Here is a 15,717-nt window from a genome sequence, read left to right on the forward strand (position 1 = left end):
CGCACTCCGGCGGAACATCTGCACCAATCGGATGACTGTCTCCCGTGAGGCCTTACATCTTCTCCGGCGCGGAAACGCCCAGAATACCGAGGCTGTGGCGAATCACGCGCCCGGTCGCCATGACGAGGGCGAGGCGGGCAGAGGCAAGTGCCGGTTCCTGTCCAACAATGCGGCATTTATTGTAAAACGCATGAAATGCAGCCGCGAGCTCATGGCTGTAGCGTGCGATGCGCTGAGGAGCGTATTCCGCTGCAGCGCGCTCGATCTCCTCAGGATAGGCAGCGAGCTTCTTGATGAGTGCCGTCTCCGTCTCATCCGTCAGGCGTTCCAGCTCCGCCCCATCTGAGGGGCCAATTTTCGATTCCTCCGCCTGGCGGAAGATGCTGGAAATGCGTGCATGCGCATACTGGATGTAGTAGACGGGGTTTTCGTTCGTTCTCTTCTTCGCGAGATCGAGATCGAAATCCAGCTGGCTGTCGAGGGAGCGCATCAGGAAGAAATACCGCGCCGCATCGACGCCGACCTCCTCCATCAATTCCCGCAGCGTCACCGTCTCGCCCGTGCGCTTGCTCAGCTTTACGACCTCACCGTCGCGATAGAGGCTCACCATCTGCAGGAGAAGTACCGTAAGCTGCTGGGGATCGTGTCCGAGCGCCGCCATCGCCGCCTTGACGCGGGCGACATAGCCGTGATGATCCGCCCCCCAGATGTTGACGAGCCTGCCGAAGCCGCGCGCGTACTTATTGTCATGATAGGCGATATCCGCGGCAAGATACGTCGGTACGCCATTGTCGCGGAAGATCACGCGATCTTTGTCATCCCCGTAGTCCGTCGAGCGCAGCCATACCGCACCGTCCTTCTCGTAGGCGGCGCCGCGTTCGAGCAGCACATCGACGACGCGGCGCACGGCCGCCGGATGGAGCGTGCGCTCACTGAACCACGCATCGAACGTCACACCGAAGTCTGCGAGATCCTCGCGAAGCGCGGCGAGTTTCTCGCGATAGGCAATGTCCTTGAACTGTTCCAGACGCTTCTCCTCGGACAGAGCGAGATAGCGATCCCCGTCACGGTCGATGATGCGCTGTGCCGTCTCCACGATATCCGCACCGTGGTAGCCGTTCTCAGGGAACAGTACCTCCCGTCCGAGGAGCTCCAGATAGCGCGCATTCACCGACACGGCGAGCAAATGCATCTGGTTGCCCGCATCGTTGACATAGTACTCGCTCTCCACCGTATAGCCTGCCGTCCGCAGCAGCGTCACCAGCGCCGAGCCGACCGCCGCACCGCGCCCGTGTCCGACGTGCAGCGGTCCCGTCGGATTCGCGCTGACGTACTCCACCTGAATCGGCGCCGCATCCTTCGGCGCCAGTGTACCGTAGGTCTCCCCCGCACGCAGAATCCCACGCAGGGTATCTGCCATCACATCTTTTTTGAGATAGAAATTGAGGAAGCCCGGTCCTGCCATCTCCGCATGATCGAGCCATGCGCCCGTAAGATGGGCACGAAGCGTCTCCGCGATCTTCTTCGGCGGCTGACGAAAGACGCGCGCCGACTGCATCGCAAAGTTCGTGGCAAAATCGCCCAGCGCCTTATCCGGCGGCTCCTCCAGAAGAATGGGGGGAAGTGCGCCGCCCTCCGGCAGCTCTCCCGCCGCCGTGGCGGCCTCCACGGCACGAAGCAGTGCCTGCTCAATCTGCTGTTTGATCTCCACCTTGATTTGATCTCCTTTGCATTGGCTCAATTCGTATTTCCATCGTGTTGTCGCTCTGACGCATCCCGTCCACATAGAGCGTATAGAAAATATACGCTTCCTCCACCCCGTCCGGAAAGCTGCGCACGCGCAGGCGCCGCGTCAACGTGGACAGCGAGAACCGCCCGTACGGGGTGCGGTAGTCGCCGCGCCGTTCCTGCCCCGGGACGAAGTTCTGCGTACAGCGCACGACGCCACGCCGCTGCAGACGCACATCGTCCGCACCGATGCGCAGAATCGTCGGGACAATCGCGCCCTCAATCAGCTCTGCATCGTCATAGCTCACATAGCGGCTCTCTCCACGCAAAAAACGCCGTCCTATCACGGACAGCGTAATGCGGCTCTCCTCGCCTGCAGCATCCACCTGTCTTCCCTTGAGAAAGACACGCACCTGCTCCGCACCCTTCATCGAAACCTCCTCCGATAAAAAGTGTTCCGTGCAGCGAGAGCACGACATCGATCATGCTCTCGACGCGTTATTCTTGAAATCACCGATAAAGCAGCCCCTCGGATGAGCGCAGATTGCCCGTCATCGCATCGACAAAAAGATGCGCTGAGATGGCCGTACTGTATTGATCGGAGATTCCTTTATACCTGGTCAACGGCAATATCCAATTCCACAAGTTTGCCGCTCAGATCCATTGCGACGACGAGGTACTGGCCATCGCAGACCTTCACCTCGAAGTCCGCCCCCACCGTCAGCGACGGCGTGGAGATATCGACATCCAGCTCCAAGGCCGTGATGTTCGTCGCCGTGTGAGCCGTCAGCATATTGCTCAGCTCTGAGATCGCGCTCTGCGCCATCTCGTCGAACGTCTCGACCGGCATCCCCATCATCATCTGCGACGCGATAAACTTGGCCGTCTCCTCACTCATATTGTAGACGACATTCCCGCGAATCTGCTTGGTAAAGCCCACCAGCATCGAAACACCGAGACTCTTGACACGCGACTTCGCTGCATAGAGCTTCGTCCGTGTCGGCTCGAGGAATCCCAGCATCGGCATCACCGTCGTAAAGGCGTCCACAAAAGGATTGATCAGTTTTGCATCCATCGATTACTCTCCTTCTGCAAAGCCCACATTGATCCGGACGGTTCCAATCGGCAACTTCATGCTGATACAGAACGTCGTCATGCGGGGACTTACAATATGCACCTGTGCGCCCGAGATCGTCCCCGGGGGCGTCAGGCGCAGTTCCTTCCCATCCAGGACATTGTTGATCTTTGAAACAGCTCGCCCTGCGATAATGTTCGCGGCTTCCTCTACGGCATCTGCTGCCTCGTTCTCCGTGAGCTCCTCTACGGTCGAATATCCAAGCATGTGCATGGCGAAGAGCTGTACCACAGACTCCTCTGCGTAGAGGATCACGCGTCCTGTCGTATAGCCCGTGATGCCGATGATCACTGCCGCACCGCTCACATCGAGTGTGCGCGACTCATAGGGTGCAATCTCCGGCTCTCCCTCCATATTGAGGAGCCCCGACACCCCCTGCTGGAGGGCACGTGCAAACGGCTTTGCATAGAGTTCCCGAAACTCTGTCTCCTGCGTGGCGGATACCTGCCCGATCAGGTACAGCGTATCCAGCAGATCTGCCTGCGAAACCGGCTTTTGAAGGAACGCACGCACGCCGACAGCCTTCCCTTGTGTGATGAGCTTCAGATCCTTCATCGCACTGATCATCAGAATCCGTGCATCCGCATCCAGCGCGAGGATACGTCTGCTGCACTCAAGGCCGTTTGTGTCCGGCAGGTTCATATCCATCGTCACGAAGTCCGGCCGCAGCTCTTCGTAGAGTTTCAGCGCCTCCACGGCATCTGCCGCCATCCCGCAGACCTCGAAATCCGTTTCCCTTAGATGTTCAGCAATCATCACGCGGCTGATCTTGGAGTCGTCCACGATCAGTACCCGCAGCTTTCCCATTCCTACTCCCCCTCTGCCACGAACACTCTATTCTAATTCTATTATACACAAAAAAGGGCTGTTCGTCACATATTTTTTGGGAGAACTTCGATCCAATAGCCGTCGGGATCCTCTACGAAGTAAATGCCCATTTCGGCATTCTCATAGCAGATGACCCCCATCTCCGTATGCAGCGCATGCGCTGCTGCATAGTCGTCCGTATGGAGCGCGAGATGGAACTCCTTTTCCCCGAGATTGTACGGTTCAGTTCGCGCGTCCAGATAGGTCAGCTCCAGCTCAAAGTCCGTCGTGCCGTCCGTCAGATAGACGAGGGTAAAGCCCTCCGCCTCTAGGCGCCGCTTCTCACGGAAGCCAAATGCCTTTTCATAGAACGCCATGCTGCGTGCCAGATCGAGCACATTGAAATTCACATGCGTAAAATTAAATGCCATAATGTCCTCCCCATTAAGGAATCGCTGATAAATTTCGTATTTTGTGTATATCGGAAAATGCCGTCCTCCTCATAAGCGCATCACCGACAGCTCCCTACTGTCGTGATGCGCGGTCAAAGAGCTCCGTCACGGCCGCAGGCGGCTCTGCATCGAGCCGGCTCACCACATAGATGGCAGCGAGTGCCAGCAGAAATCCCGGCACGATCTCATAGAGTCCAAAGAACGCAAACTGCTTCCAGACGAGCACCGTTACGCCGCCCGTCACAATCCCTGCGAGCACGCCGCGCTCCGTCGTCCGCCGCCAAAAGAGGCACATGAGGAGTGCGGGGCCGAAGGCGGCACCGAAGCCTGCCCACGCATACGCCACCATATCGAGGATAAAGTTGTCGGGGCTGAGCCCGAGATAGATCGCCGCCGCTGCAATCACGAGAACGGACAGACGGCTCACCCAGACCAGCTCGCCCTGCTGCGCTTTGGGGCGGAAGCTGCGCCGATAGATATCCTGCGCAAACGCCGAGGCGGCTACGAGGAGCTGCGCCGACGCCGTGCTCATGATCGCTGCCAGCACCGCCGCGAGGATCAGCCCCGCGACGACCGGCGGGAAAAGCTCACCCGCCATCGTGAGGAACACCGTCTCCGTTGCTGTTCCCGCCAGCGGTGTCTTAAGATACACCGCCCCCACCATGCCGACGAGAATCGCCGCCGAGAGGGAGATCACCACCCACGACATGGCGATGCGCGTCGCCTGGGGCAGCTCCTCTGCATGGCGGATCGCCATAAAGCGCACGAGAATATGCGGCTGTCCGAAATAACCGAGCCCCCAGCCCATGAGGGAAATGAACTCGATGAACCCGAGTGTACTGCCGTCGGGCTTGGTCAGCGGCGCGAAAAATTCTGCATGCTGTGCATGGATCAGATCCGCCGTCGCCGAAAAGCCGCCCAGCATCAATGCCGCCCCCACAGGAACCACGAGAATGGCAAAGAACATCATCACGCCTTGGATAAAATCCGTTCGAGACACGGCGAGAAAACCACCGACGAGCGTGTAGAACACCACGACCACGGCACCAAAGAGCAGCGCCGTCAGATACGGCAGCTGGAAAATTGTCTCAAAGAGGCGCCCCGCCGCCACGAATCCCGATGACGTATAGAGGATAAAAAAGATGAGAATGAAGATTGCAGGTACGATCCGCAGTGCGCCCGACGTGGCAAAAAAACGATTTTCAAAGAAATCCGGCAGCGTCAGTGAGTTGTGTGCCAGCTCTGTATAGACGCGCAGGCGCGCCGCGATGAACTGCCAGTTCGCCCATGTGCCGAGCGCCAGACCGAGTGCAATCCAGCCGGCATTGAGCCCCGCCGTATAGGCAAAGCCGGGCAGCCCCATCAGCATCCACCCCGACATATCCGACGCCTCGGCACTCATCGAGGTCACCCATGCGCCGAGCTTTCGATTCCCGAGGAAGTAATCGCTCATATTGCGCGTCCGTCGATAGTAGTAGACGCCAATGCCCATCATTAGGAGCATATAAACAAGAAAAATAACACTGATCTCAATCCGCTCTGCCAACAAAAAATCTCCTAACACCATAATATGTCGTTTATTATACGGGATTCTCGGCGGAAAAGCAAAAATATTTGCAAGGAATCGCCGATAAAATGTGGCCTGCCGAATTGGCGCAGATTTTAGGAATCACTGATAAAATGAGGTCTGCCAGATTGGCGTAGATTTTTTCGTCCGAACGAGGTGGAAAACCGGACGCAGAGTGGTGCTCTGTGGAGGATTTTCCGCCGAAGTGCGGGCAAAAAAGATGCGTCAAGATGGTTGTGCCGAATTTATCAGTGCTTCCTTTATCCACAAAGATAAAAACCCCGCTTACGCGGGGCTATGTCGTCAGTGCTTCCTTTACGTTACTCCTGCAGCTCAAACATACTCTTATCCACGCCGCAGAGCGGGCAGACAAAATCGTCGGGCAAATCGTCAAATGCCACGCCCGGAGCGAGATCGTAGTCAGGATCTCCCTTTGCCTCGTCATACACCCAGCCGCAAACCGAGCAAACCCATGTCTTCATAACAAATTCCTCCTATAATCATACACAGTTTCAGTAGATGATACTGGTTCTTTATTTTATTAACCAATAACTATTATTATAATATAGCATTTTTCTCTTTTTGTCCATACCCCTGAGCAAAATTTTATCCATTTTTTCCGTAGCGATATTCCGTCGGCTTCATGCCCATGTGCTTCTGAAAGACCTTGCTGAAATAGCGCGTATCCTGATAGCCGCAGGCGGCGGCGACCGCATAGATCTTGGCATCGCTCTCGCGCAGCATGTGTCCTGCATGACGCAGGCGGCATTCCGTCAGGTAGGAGCTGAAGGAGGTTCCGCACCGCGCAAAAAGTTTGTGGAGATAGCTGACGCTCAGCCCCAGCTCTCCTGCAACCTCGCGGACGGTGATCGGTTCTGCCATGTGTGCCTCTATGTGCCGTACAGCATGCAGGAGATAGCCGCGCACGGGCTCTTCCGCGGGAAGCGCTAGGCTCCCGCACACCGGATCGTCATCATCACAGTGTACGCCATGACGACGGCTCATGATATGCCCAGCGGCGAGTTTGATCGCGGCCGCAAGCTCCTCATCATCCAGCGGCTTGAGGAGGTAGGCACATACACCGAGGGCAATCGCCTGCTGTGCATACTCAAACTCCCCGAATCCCGACAGGATAATGTACTCGGCATCGATCTCCTCGCGCAGACTGGCGATGACATCGAGCCCCGTCATCCCCGGCATCTTGATGTCCACGATCAGCACATCGGGATGGTGTTCCCGCGCCATGAGGATGCCCTCCATCCCGCCGGAGGCCGCACCGATTACCTCTGCACCAAAATCCTGCCACGGGGTCAGCTGTACGATGCCCTGCCGCTGCAGCGGCTCATCATCAATCACAAGCACTTTAATCATCGCGCGGAGCCTCCTCCATGTACTTCAACATCAACCGCACCTCTGTGCCCTTCCCCTCCGCACTGGAGAGGTCAATCCCGCAGTCCGCATCACCGTTCAGCATAGCGCGCATGTGGACGTTATAGAGGCCAAAGTGATTATCATCCTGCCGCGCGAGCACTTCCTGCTGGCGCGCTTCGGACATCCCCTGCCCGTCGTCCTTCACGCGGAGAAGAATATGATCGCCGTCGCGCCTGCCGACGATGAGGATGCGCCCGCCGCTCTCCACACTCTCAAGTCCATGTTGAATCGCATTCTCGACCAGCGGCTGGAGGATGAGCTTCGGCACATAGCATCCCATGATGCGGCTGTCTACATCCAGCGTCACCTTCAGACGTCCCTCGAAGCGCCGTTGTTGGATTTTCAGATAGGTGCGCAGGAAGGATAGTTCCTCTGCCACCGTCACGAATTCCTTCATGCTCACCGAAGCACGCAGGATCTTGCCGAGCTGGACGGCGATATCTGCCGCGCCCTCCGCGTCGCCGAGCTTTGCACTCCACTTGATGAGATTCAGCGTATTGTAGATGAAATGCGGGCGCGTCATTTCGGTCAATGACTTGACCTCCGCGATGCGCAGGCGCCGCTCTCGCGCACGGTTCTCCGCTAGGAGCGTCCGTATGTGCGCAATCAGGCCATTGAACGTCCGTGCGAGCTCTCCGATCTCGTCGCGGCGATGCGCCTCCAGCTGCGTCGAAAAATCATCCGAGCTCCGTGCACGGCGCATTGCCTGTGTCAGAATGTGGAGCGGATGCCAGAGACGGCGGCTGAGCCGCCACGCGAGGTATGCCGTCACCGCAAGCGCGGCAGCGTCTACGGCAAGGATGAGACGTATCAGCTCCTCCACCGGTGTCCCGTCCGTCCGCTGCCGGAGATGCACGGCAATCCCCGTCACGGCAGAGCTGTTCACGAAGTCACGAAAAACGGACGCTGACGTTTCATCCTCCGCCGCCGAAGCAAAGAGGGCGGAGAACCCTTCGCCGCGATGATCGAGCAAATCCATCATCACGTAGCGGTAGCGATCCGTCAGGATGATCTGCCCCTCGTTGCCGTCCTGCACCCGCTGAATGAGCGGAACGAGAGCCTCGCGGCGAATATCGACAACCACGGCACCGAGCAGCTTGCCATTTTGACGAATGGCATGCGCCATCGAAAAAACAGTATTCTGCTGGTCAGGAGCCGTGCGGTCAGCCGCAATCAACGCCCAGCCATCTTGCTGTACCGCCTGACCGATCACGCCCCAGTGGAGATTCGTCGGGAGACGATGGTCACGCGGCACATCGTCCGTGGCAATCGCACGCCGCCCATCCGCCGGAAGCAGATAGACGGCCGCCTCCCCCGTACGCCCGGAGAGGACACCATAGAGATCGGCATAGAGATGCGTCGTATCCGTCGGCTCCCCGTGCATATACGCCATGACATCATCCCGCATGAAAAACGGCATCATCAGCCGCTGATAAGCAAGTGCGAGATTGTCGATCTCACGGGAGATGCGCTGCACCTCAGCGTACCCGGCCTTCTCCTGTGTACTCTCATAGGCACGATCCGCAGCGTAGAGGATAATCGTCGAGACGATCAGGAGAGGAAGGACGCCGCCTAAGAGAAGGTATGCGAACAGTCGCTTCTGATAACTGATCGTATACCACTCCATTTCTGTATCCTCCGCCTTTCCCATACATCAAAAACAAGATCTCGCCGCGTCAGAACAACCATAAGAATGTATAAAAATACATTATGTTCCTCAATCTTCAGACTATATAGAAAGAATAAGGATAAATCGTTTTTCTGTCAAGTGAAATTATCATTTTGTAGGGATTTTCATTCTATGTTGTGAAAACAGAAAAAGGAAAACCGCCACACGAAGTGACGGTCTTGGAAGGGGAAAATATGGGAATGGGGGGATGGGGGGAAATGGGGATTTATTTGATAACCGCAGCACGCCATTCGCTCAAAAACTCATCTCTGAACGCGGCGGCATGCCGGGCATCAAACCGTGTGGAATGAATCTCCGCGAGCGTTGGGAGATTCGGCGGTGCCGTGACATCGGCACGCGTGGAGCGTCGTTCATATACGCCGAGACGTTCATGAACACGACGGCTCATAACAAAATCAAGGAATTTTTTTGCATTCTCTATGTGCGGAGCATTTTTGATGATCGCAACCCCGGTGGCGGACACACGTGTCCCTTCCCGTGGATAGACGACCTCGATGTGTGCCCCCGCCGACCGAGACCGCAGAACTGGCTGCTCCGCTGTCGCCGTGACCGCATACGCACCACTCACAACGGCCTTGACCTGCTCTGCCGAGGCAGAGACCATGTGCCCATCCAGCTGATCTTCCATGCGAGAGATCAGGGCGTTATCACCGCCGAGTACATCCATCATCGTCATAAGGACATCGTATGAGACCAAGGATTTGGTCGGGTCAGCAAGCGCAATGCGCCCGCGAAAACGTGATTTGAAAAGATCGCTCCATCCGGTCGGAGCATCCTCGGCATCGATGAGATCCGTGTTGTAAGCCAGCACATAGGGATCCTCTGTGATAAGGTAATATGCCTTGTCACCGCCAACATAGTCACTGCGCAGGGCACCTTCCTCCGGGCAGTCGTAGGATGCCAGATAGGACGTGAGGGATAGGTAGACATCTTCCACACCGCCCCACAGGACATCGCCGCGCGGATTCTCCTGTTCCGTACGAATGCGTGTCATGAGGGCATCGGATGTACCGTCCACCAACTGGACGCGGATTCCGGTCTCCTCCTGAAACTCCTTGGCAATGGGGTCTGTCCAATCCTCCGCACCGCAGTTATAGACCACGACCAGATTCTCATCGTCCGTAGGAGCCTGACGAGCAGACCCACATCCGACGAGAACAGAGCTAACGCCGAGGAGAAGTGCCGCACACAATATCTGCATACGTTGAAAGATGAGCATCGTGCGACACCTCCTAAATGAGATGTCATCAATTTCAAATCCTTTTGATAATTCTACAATAATCAGAACTGCAATTCAATCGTACAGTTCATCATTTTGGTGTGATAATCCTATTCTGTTATTGTTTCCCACGTAGTTCCTGCTGTGCATCGAAGAAATGACGCACTGCCTCGGCAGAAGTGCGATTCATGCCGGGAGCAGCAGCGAGTTCCTCCACAGACGCCTCCTTGATTTTTTCCAGCGATCCGAAGTGGATGCGCAGGCTCTGCCGTCGTTTGGGACCGATGCCGACGATATGGTCGAGTACGGAGACGAGGTTGCGCTTGCCGCGCAGTTTTCGATGAAACGTGATGGCAAAACGGTGTGCCTCGTCGCGAATGCGCTGGATGAGATAGAGGGCCTGACTGCGGCGCGGCAGTTCAACCGGCTCTGAATTTCCCTCCGTAAAGACGAGCTCAAACTGTTTCGCGAGGCCGACGACGGGGACATCCTTATGCCCTGCCGCGTGGCGGATGATCTCAAGGGCGGAGGAGAGCTGTCCCTTGCCGCCGTCGATGATGATGAGATCGGGCAGCTCTTCCTCGGGCAAACCTACATAGCGGCGCGTCGTCACCTCGCGCATAGAGAGGAAATCGTCGGGCTTGCCCTCCGTGCTGCGGATCTTAAAGCGGCGATAGTCCGATTTCTTCGGTGCGCCGTCCTCAAAGACGACCATCGAGGCAACGGTCTCCTGCCCCTGATTGTGCGAGATATCAAAGCACTCCATGCGACGCGGCGGATGCTTCAGCCCGAGGTATCGCCCGAGTTCCTCCACGGCGCCAAGCGTCTGCTCATCCAAGAGACTGCGCCGCGTCTCCTCGTCTGCGAGGAACTTCGCGGCGTTGCCCGTCGCCATCTGCACAATATCGTGCTTCGTGCCGCGCTGCGGCGTGAGGAGTGCGACCTTGCCGCCCCCCTTGCGTGCGGCAAGCCACGCCTCGATGGTCGCCTGCGCCGCTGCGTCAATCGCACACGGCAGCAGCACCTCACGCGGGACAAAGGTCGCCTGATTGTAGTACTGCTCCAAGAAGGCGCGCAGGATATCCGCGTCACTCTCCTCCTCGCTGCCGCGCAGGAGAAAGTGCTCGCGCCCGATCATCTTGCCGCCGCGGATGAAGAAGATCTGCACGCAGACGCCCGCCGCCGAGCGCGCCATGCCGACGGCATCCTGATCGCCCGCCCCCGTCACGATGTTCTGCCGCTCCGCCGCCGTGCGCACAGCACTCAGCTGATCGCGAAGCCGTGCCGCCGTCTCAAAGTGATACGCCTCTGCCGCTGCATTCATGCGCTGCTCCAGTTCGCGCTCGACGTCATCCGTTCTGCCCTCAAGGAAGAGGAGCACGGCGCGGATCATGGCACGGTAGTCCTCCGCCTCCACCTTGCCAATGCACGGGGCAAGGCAGCGTTTGATATGATACTCGAGACAGGGACGCTCTGGCATCGTGCGGCAGGTGCGCAGAGGAAAAAGACGCCGCAGGAGCTTTAAGCTGTCCCGCAGCGCCGTCACATTCGTATAGGGGCCGAAGTAGCGCGCGCCGTCACGCAGCACACGCCGCGTGATAAAGACGCGCGGAAATTCCTCCTGCACCGTCACCTTGACATAGGGGTAACTCTTATCGTCCTTCAGCCGTATATTATAACGCGGCTGATGCTTCTTAATCAGGTTCGCCTCAAGGATCAGCGACTCCACCTCGTTCGCCGTCATGATCGTCTCAAAGTCGGCGATATGCGAGACCATCGCGCGCACCTTCGGCGTGTGATTGCGGCTGCTCTGGAAATACTGCCGGACGCGGTTCTTGAGGACAATTGCCTTGCCCACGTAGATGATCTTCCCGTGGTCGTCCTTCATGATATAGACGCCCGGGCTGTCCGGCAGCAGCTTCAGTTTTTCTGCAACAATATCGGTCACATCAGAGCCCTGCCTTCATGCGGTTGATCGCAGAGAAGAGTGCCAGAATGGACGAGGTGATGATATCCGTATCCATCCCTGCGCCCCAGTACACCTTTCCGTCCTCGCCGGTGATGCTGATATAGGAAATCGCGCGCGAGCTCTGCCCCAGCTCTAGGGCGTGCTCGCTGTAGGTCAGATTCGAGTAGGAGAGAGCGAGGTTTTCCTGCAGCGCATTCGACACGGCATCCAGACGTCCGTTGCCGTGCGCCTCGTAGGTGCGATCCTCGCCGTCCACGCGCAGATGCAGGTCGCCGCGCCGCGTGCCGTCCGGCTGCTTGTTCAGGCAGAAGTCCGCCAGTTCGTAAGGGGAAACGACATTGACATAGGTGTCCATAAACACCTTGTAGATCTCATCCGGCTGCAGTTCCCTGTGTCCAACATCGGAGACTGCCTTGACGCGGTAGCTGAGATCCTCACGCATCTTCTTCGGCATATCGATGCCGTACTGCTGCTCCATGACGAAGCCGACGCCGCCGCGCCCCGACTGGCTATTGATGCGGATCACATCGCTGTCGTAGGTACGCCCGATGTCCTTCGGATCGATGTAGAGATACGGCAGGCACCAGTGCTCCGGATGCTTCTCTGCCCAGTAGTGCATCCCCTTCGCGATTGCATCCTGATGTGAGCCGGAGAACGCTGCAAAGACAAGTGCGCCCGAATATGGCTGGCGCGGGTTGACCTGCATCCGCGTCACCTTCTCATAGACCTCGACGAGATGCGGCAGATTGGAGAAATCGAGCTGCGGATCCACGCCGAGGGCGAACATATTCATCGCCACCGTGATGATGTCCACGTTGCCCGTGCGCTCCCCGTTGCCGAAGAGCGTCCCCTCGACGCGATCCGCCCCCGCCAAGAGGCCCATCTCCGTATCCGAGACGCCGCAGCCGCGGTCGTTGTGCGGATGGAGTGAGAGCACAACCGCATCGCGGTACTTCAGATGATCGTTCATATAGGCAATCTGCATCCCGTAGACATGCGGCATCGACATCTGCACCGTCGAGGGCAGATTGATGATCGCCTTGCGGTCAGGCGTCGGCTGCCACACGTCGAGCACGGCGTTGCAGACCTCGAGGGCATACTCCGGCTCTGTGCCCGTAAAGCTCTCGGGCGAGTACTCAAAGCGGTACTTCGCACCCGCCTCCTCCGTCAGTTCCTTAAGGAGCTTTGCACCGTCCACGGCGATCTTCAGGACCTCCTCCTTGGAGCGCGCAAAAACCTGCTCGCGCTGAGCCGCCGAGGTGGGATTGTAGACGTGCACGATGGCGTTCTTCACCCCGCGCAGTGCATCGAACGTCTTGCGGATGATGTGTTCACGCGCCTGCGTCAGAACCTGTACCGTCACATCATCGGGGATGAGGTTGTCCTCCACCAAACGGCGCAGGAACTCATACTCCGTATCCGAGGCCGCAGGGAAGCCGACCTCGATCTCCTTGAACCCGACGCGCACGAGGAGATCAAAAAAAGCGAGCTTCTCATCGAGGCTCATCGGAACGATGAGTGCCTGATTGCCGTCGCGCAGATCGACCGAGCACCAGATCGGTGCATGATCGGGTGCATCCTTTTTCAGCCAGTCCATGCGGATCTCCGGCGGCATAAAGTAGCCCTTCGTATATTTCTGATAATTCATCATGATGATTCCCCCGCATCCATGTATTTTCTCAGCGCAGCCGCGCGTTGAATTTCTCGATCAGCTTCTCGGGTTTATAGGACTCCTTCGCCTTGCGCAGCCCCTCGATGCCCATATCCTCCTCACGGTTGATGTAGGTGAGATGGCTCCATGCGTGCTCCACGAATCCCTGATTGATCGCGGGATATGCGCCGCGCACCTCGGGATCCGCCTTCTCCACATGGATGACGGCCGTATCCGTGTTGAGCTGCTCGCCGAAGGTAAAGGCGACGATACGCCCTCCCAAGCGGACGGCACCGCCCTGCAGACCAAAGTAGTCAAAATCGTTCAGCACCTCGAGGATTGCCGTGCGCTCGTACTCAATGAACGGGTCGATCGTCCCGTCCCCGCGGATGTGCTGCTTGTACCAGCTATTGAGCTCCAGCTTGCACTGCGTGACGACATCCTCTGTGATGGGCAGATACTCTGCCTCGGGGTGCTCCTTGCGGAACGCATTCAGATGGTTCTTCTTCGAGTGCAGCTTGCGCCCCGCAAGGCTGATGAGCTTCTCCGAGAGATACACATAGTCGTAGTTGTCGCGGTCGGCGACCACGTCAAAGTCTGCAAAATCGCAGCTGCGCAGATAGTCTGCATAACCGCGCTCCATATCGTAAAGGTGCAGCGGCTGCTCCACTTCCTCAAAGTAGGCGATCAGCTTCTTCGTCGCTTCGGGATAGCGCGATGGATCGCAGAAGGGCTGCAGCAGCGAAAGGATCCCCTTCCACTCGCTCGCCACATAGAGCACATCATCCTCTTCGGCAATATGCACGAAGAACGGCGCGCGCCACATATAGAGATTCGTAAAATTAAAATGCGAGTTCTCGTAATAGTTTGCATGAAAATATCGATCCAGCAATGGCTTGTCTTCTTTTTTCAATGGTCGAAAATCGATCATCCTAAACCTCCCCATGAAGAAAGCACTGATAAACTCAGCGATTCCCAAAGTATCGTGTTTTCATTATAACAAAGGCGTCAAGTCCCATGAAAGCCGTCTGCGGCAGTCACACCCTGCTGAGGATCAGCTCCCCCATCCCGTGCAGCATATATTGTCCAAGATGCGCGGGGATAAAGACACTCTCCCCCTTGACGGCGGAGAGCTCCCCGCCCGCCCACGTCAGCGTCAACGTCCCTGCGAGAATCGTCAGACAGTGAAAGGAGTCTGCCCCCGCCGTGCTCTCGCACATGCCGTCAATACGCAGATGATAGGCGGTAAAATACGGGCATGCGGCGAGCAGGCGCACCTCCGCGCCACGAAATTCATCCGCCGTAGGAAGCTGCTCTGCACGCAGCGAAACGGGCACGAGCGACGTCACATCGAGAGCCTTTTCGACATGCAGGTCGCGCGGCTTCCCATCGGCGCCGATGCGCCCATAGTCGTAGACACGATACGTCGCGTTGGAGCTCTGCTGAATCTCACAGATGAGCAGCCCCTTGCCGATGGCATGGAGTGTCCCCGCAGGAATGAAGAACGCATCCCCCTTCTGTACCGGTACATGACGCACGACCTCAAGGAGTGTGTTGTCCGCAATACGCCTGCGAAATTCATCTTTTGCGATCGCATGCACAAAACCGTAGAGAATCTCTGCGCCCGGGGCGGCATCGACGACGTACCAGAGCTCCGTCTTGCCGTACTCCCCCTCCACGCGCAGGGCATAGTCATCGCTCGGATGCACCTGCACAGAGAGATTGTCGTGTGCATCGATCAGCTTGATGAGGAGAGGGAAATACGGAAACTGCGCGGCTCGTGTGCCGAGTGCCTCTGCCCCCGCGCGTGTCAGCCACGCCTCGAGCGTCTCCCCTGCCGCCGTGCCGCTGGCAATAACGCTCTTTCCGTCACGGTGACAGGCGAGCTCCCAGCTCTCTGCCACCTTCGACAGCTCCGTGCGCTTGCCGTATTCGTCCCGCAGACGTGTCCCGCCCCAGAGATAGTCCTTCAGCGGCGCGGTCAGCTTCATCGGCTCATTCATCGGCAATTCCTCCTTTATAATATCTTACCGAATCCCTCTGAAATCTTTAAGGAAGCAAAGAAAAG

General features: G+C 57.5%; 14 protein-coding genes. All 14 read right to left on the reverse strand.

The window, feature by feature from the left end; translation table 11 throughout:
- Window positions 1–52: 52 nt before the first annotated feature.
- Window positions 53–1,711 carry an arginine--tRNA ligase gene (gene argS / locus C1713_RS09645; RefSeq protein ID WP_102493777.1) on the reverse strand — a complete coding sequence of 553 codons (1,659 nt, stop codon included), beginning with the start codon at window positions 1,709–1,711 and terminating at the stop codon, window positions 53–55.
- Entirely contained in the window at window positions 1,689–2,159 is a 471-nt protein-coding gene (locus C1713_RS09650) for a YwiB family protein (RefSeq protein WP_009442772.1), read from the reverse strand. Before C1713_RS09650 ends, argS begins: the two co-directional genes overlap by 23 nt.
- Before the next feature lie 179 nt (window positions 2,160–2,338).
- On the reverse strand, window positions 2,339–2,803 hold the full coding sequence (locus C1713_RS09655; protein ID WP_102493778.1) for a chemotaxis protein CheX: 465 nt from the start codon (window positions 2,801–2,803) through the stop codon (window positions 2,339–2,341).
- Between the two features lie 3 nt (window positions 2,804–2,806).
- On the reverse strand, window positions 2,807–3,670 hold the full coding sequence (locus tag C1713_RS09660; protein ID WP_061944016.1) for a response regulator: 864 nt from the start codon (window positions 3,668–3,670) through the stop codon (window positions 2,807–2,809).
- Between the two features lie 65 nt (window positions 3,671–3,735).
- Window positions 3,736–4,101 (reverse strand): VOC family protein, encoded by a 366-nt coding sequence (locus C1713_RS09665; protein ID WP_050343257.1) that lies wholly within the window; start codon window positions 4,099–4,101, stop codon window positions 3,736–3,738.
- A 94-nt stretch (window positions 4,102–4,195) separates the two neighbouring features.
- A complete protein-coding gene (putP, locus tag C1713_RS09670; RefSeq protein ID WP_039980982.1) occupies window positions 4,196–5,668 on the reverse strand; it encodes a sodium/proline symporter PutP in 1,473 nt (490 codons plus the stop codon).
- 341 nt (window positions 5,669–6,009) lie between these two features.
- A complete protein-coding gene (locus C1713_RS09680) occupies window positions 6,010–6,171 on the reverse strand; it encodes a rubredoxin (RefSeq protein ID WP_009442777.1) in 162 nt (53 codons plus the stop codon).
- Between the two features lie 124 nt (window positions 6,172–6,295).
- Window positions 6,296–7,060, reverse strand: a complete 765-nt coding sequence (locus C1713_RS09685) for a response regulator transcription factor (RefSeq protein ID WP_102493779.1) — start codon at window positions 7,058–7,060, stop codon at window positions 6,296–6,298.
- A complete protein-coding gene (locus C1713_RS09690) occupies window positions 7,053–8,747 on the reverse strand; it encodes a sensor histidine kinase (RefSeq protein WP_102493780.1) in 1,695 nt (564 codons plus the stop codon). Before C1713_RS09690 ends, C1713_RS09685 begins: the two co-directional genes overlap by 8 nt.
- A 268-nt stretch (window positions 8,748–9,015) precedes the next feature.
- On the reverse strand, window positions 9,016–10,029 hold the full coding sequence (locus C1713_RS09695) for an extracellular solute-binding protein (RefSeq protein WP_061944028.1): 1,014 nt from the start codon (window positions 10,027–10,029) through the stop codon (window positions 9,016–9,018).
- A gap of 118 nt (window positions 10,030–10,147) precedes the next feature.
- Entirely contained in the window at window positions 10,148–11,977 is a 1,830-nt protein-coding gene (gene uvrC, locus C1713_RS09700) for an excinuclease ABC subunit UvrC (protein WP_102493781.1), read from the reverse strand.
- 1 nt (window position 11,978) lies between these two features.
- Window positions 11,979–13,646, reverse strand: a complete 1,668-nt coding sequence (locus C1713_RS09705; protein ID WP_102494068.1) for a 2-isopropylmalate synthase — start codon at window positions 13,644–13,646, stop codon at window positions 11,979–11,981.
- 31 nt (window positions 13,647–13,677) lie between these two features.
- Window positions 13,678–14,580: a DUF2156 domain-containing protein gene (locus C1713_RS09710; protein WP_338063643.1), complete on the reverse strand. Its 903-nt coding sequence runs from the start codon at window positions 14,578–14,580 to the stop codon at window positions 13,678–13,680.
- Window positions 14,581–14,686: 106 nt separating this feature from the next.
- Entirely contained in the window at window positions 14,687–15,652 is a 966-nt protein-coding gene (locus tag C1713_RS09715; RefSeq protein WP_050343245.1) for a type I phosphomannose isomerase catalytic subunit, read from the reverse strand.
- Window positions 15,653–15,717: the final 65 nt, after the last annotated feature.

Source organism: Centipeda felix, assembly GCF_900186465.1.
GTDB lineage: Bacteria > Bacillota > Negativicutes > Selenomonadales > Selenomonadaceae > Centipeda > Centipeda felix.

Excerpts from the sequence above, each read along its gene's own strand:
- C1713_RS09685 (WP_102493779.1), bottom strand. The coding sequence starts at position 7,060 with ATGATTAAAGTGCTTGTGATTGATGATGAGCCGCTGCAGCGGCAGGGC.
- C1713_RS09680 (WP_009442777.1), bottom strand. The coding sequence starts at position 6,171 with ATGAAGACATGGGTTTGCTCGGTTTGCGGCTGGGTGTATGACGAGGCA.
- C1713_RS09710 (WP_338063643.1), bottom strand. The coding sequence starts at position 14,580 with ATGATCGATTTTCGACCATTGAAAAAAGAAGACAAGCCATTGCTGGAT.
- C1713_RS09695 (WP_061944028.1), bottom strand. The coding sequence starts at position 10,029 with ATGCTCATCTTTCAACGTATGCAGATATTGTGTGCGGCACTTCTCCTC.
- C1713_RS09665 (WP_050343257.1), bottom strand. The coding sequence starts at position 4,101 with ATGGCATTTAATTTTACGCATGTGAATTTCAATGTGCTCGATCTGGCA.
- C1713_RS09650 (WP_009442772.1), bottom strand. The coding sequence starts at position 2,159 with ATGAAGGGTGCGGAGCAGGTGCGTGTCTTTCTCAAGGGAAGACAGGTG.
- C1713_RS09655 (WP_102493778.1), bottom strand. The coding sequence starts at position 2,803 with ATGGATGCAAAACTGATCAATCCTTTTGTGGACGCCTTTACGACGGTG.
- C1713_RS09660 (WP_061944016.1), bottom strand. The coding sequence starts at position 3,670 with ATGGGAAAGCTGCGGGTACTGATCGTGGACGACTCCAAGATCAGCCGC.
- C1713_RS09705 (WP_102494068.1), bottom strand. The coding sequence starts at position 13,646 with ATGAATTATCAGAAATATACGAAGGGCTACTTTATGCCGCCGGAGATC.
- C1713_RS09690 (WP_102493780.1), bottom strand. The coding sequence starts at position 8,747 with ATGGAGTGGTATACGATCAGTTATCAGAAGCGACTGTTCGCATACCTT.
- C1713_RS09715 (WP_050343245.1), bottom strand. The coding sequence starts at position 15,652 with ATGAATGAGCCGATGAAGCTGACCGCGCCGCTGAAGGACTATCTCTGG.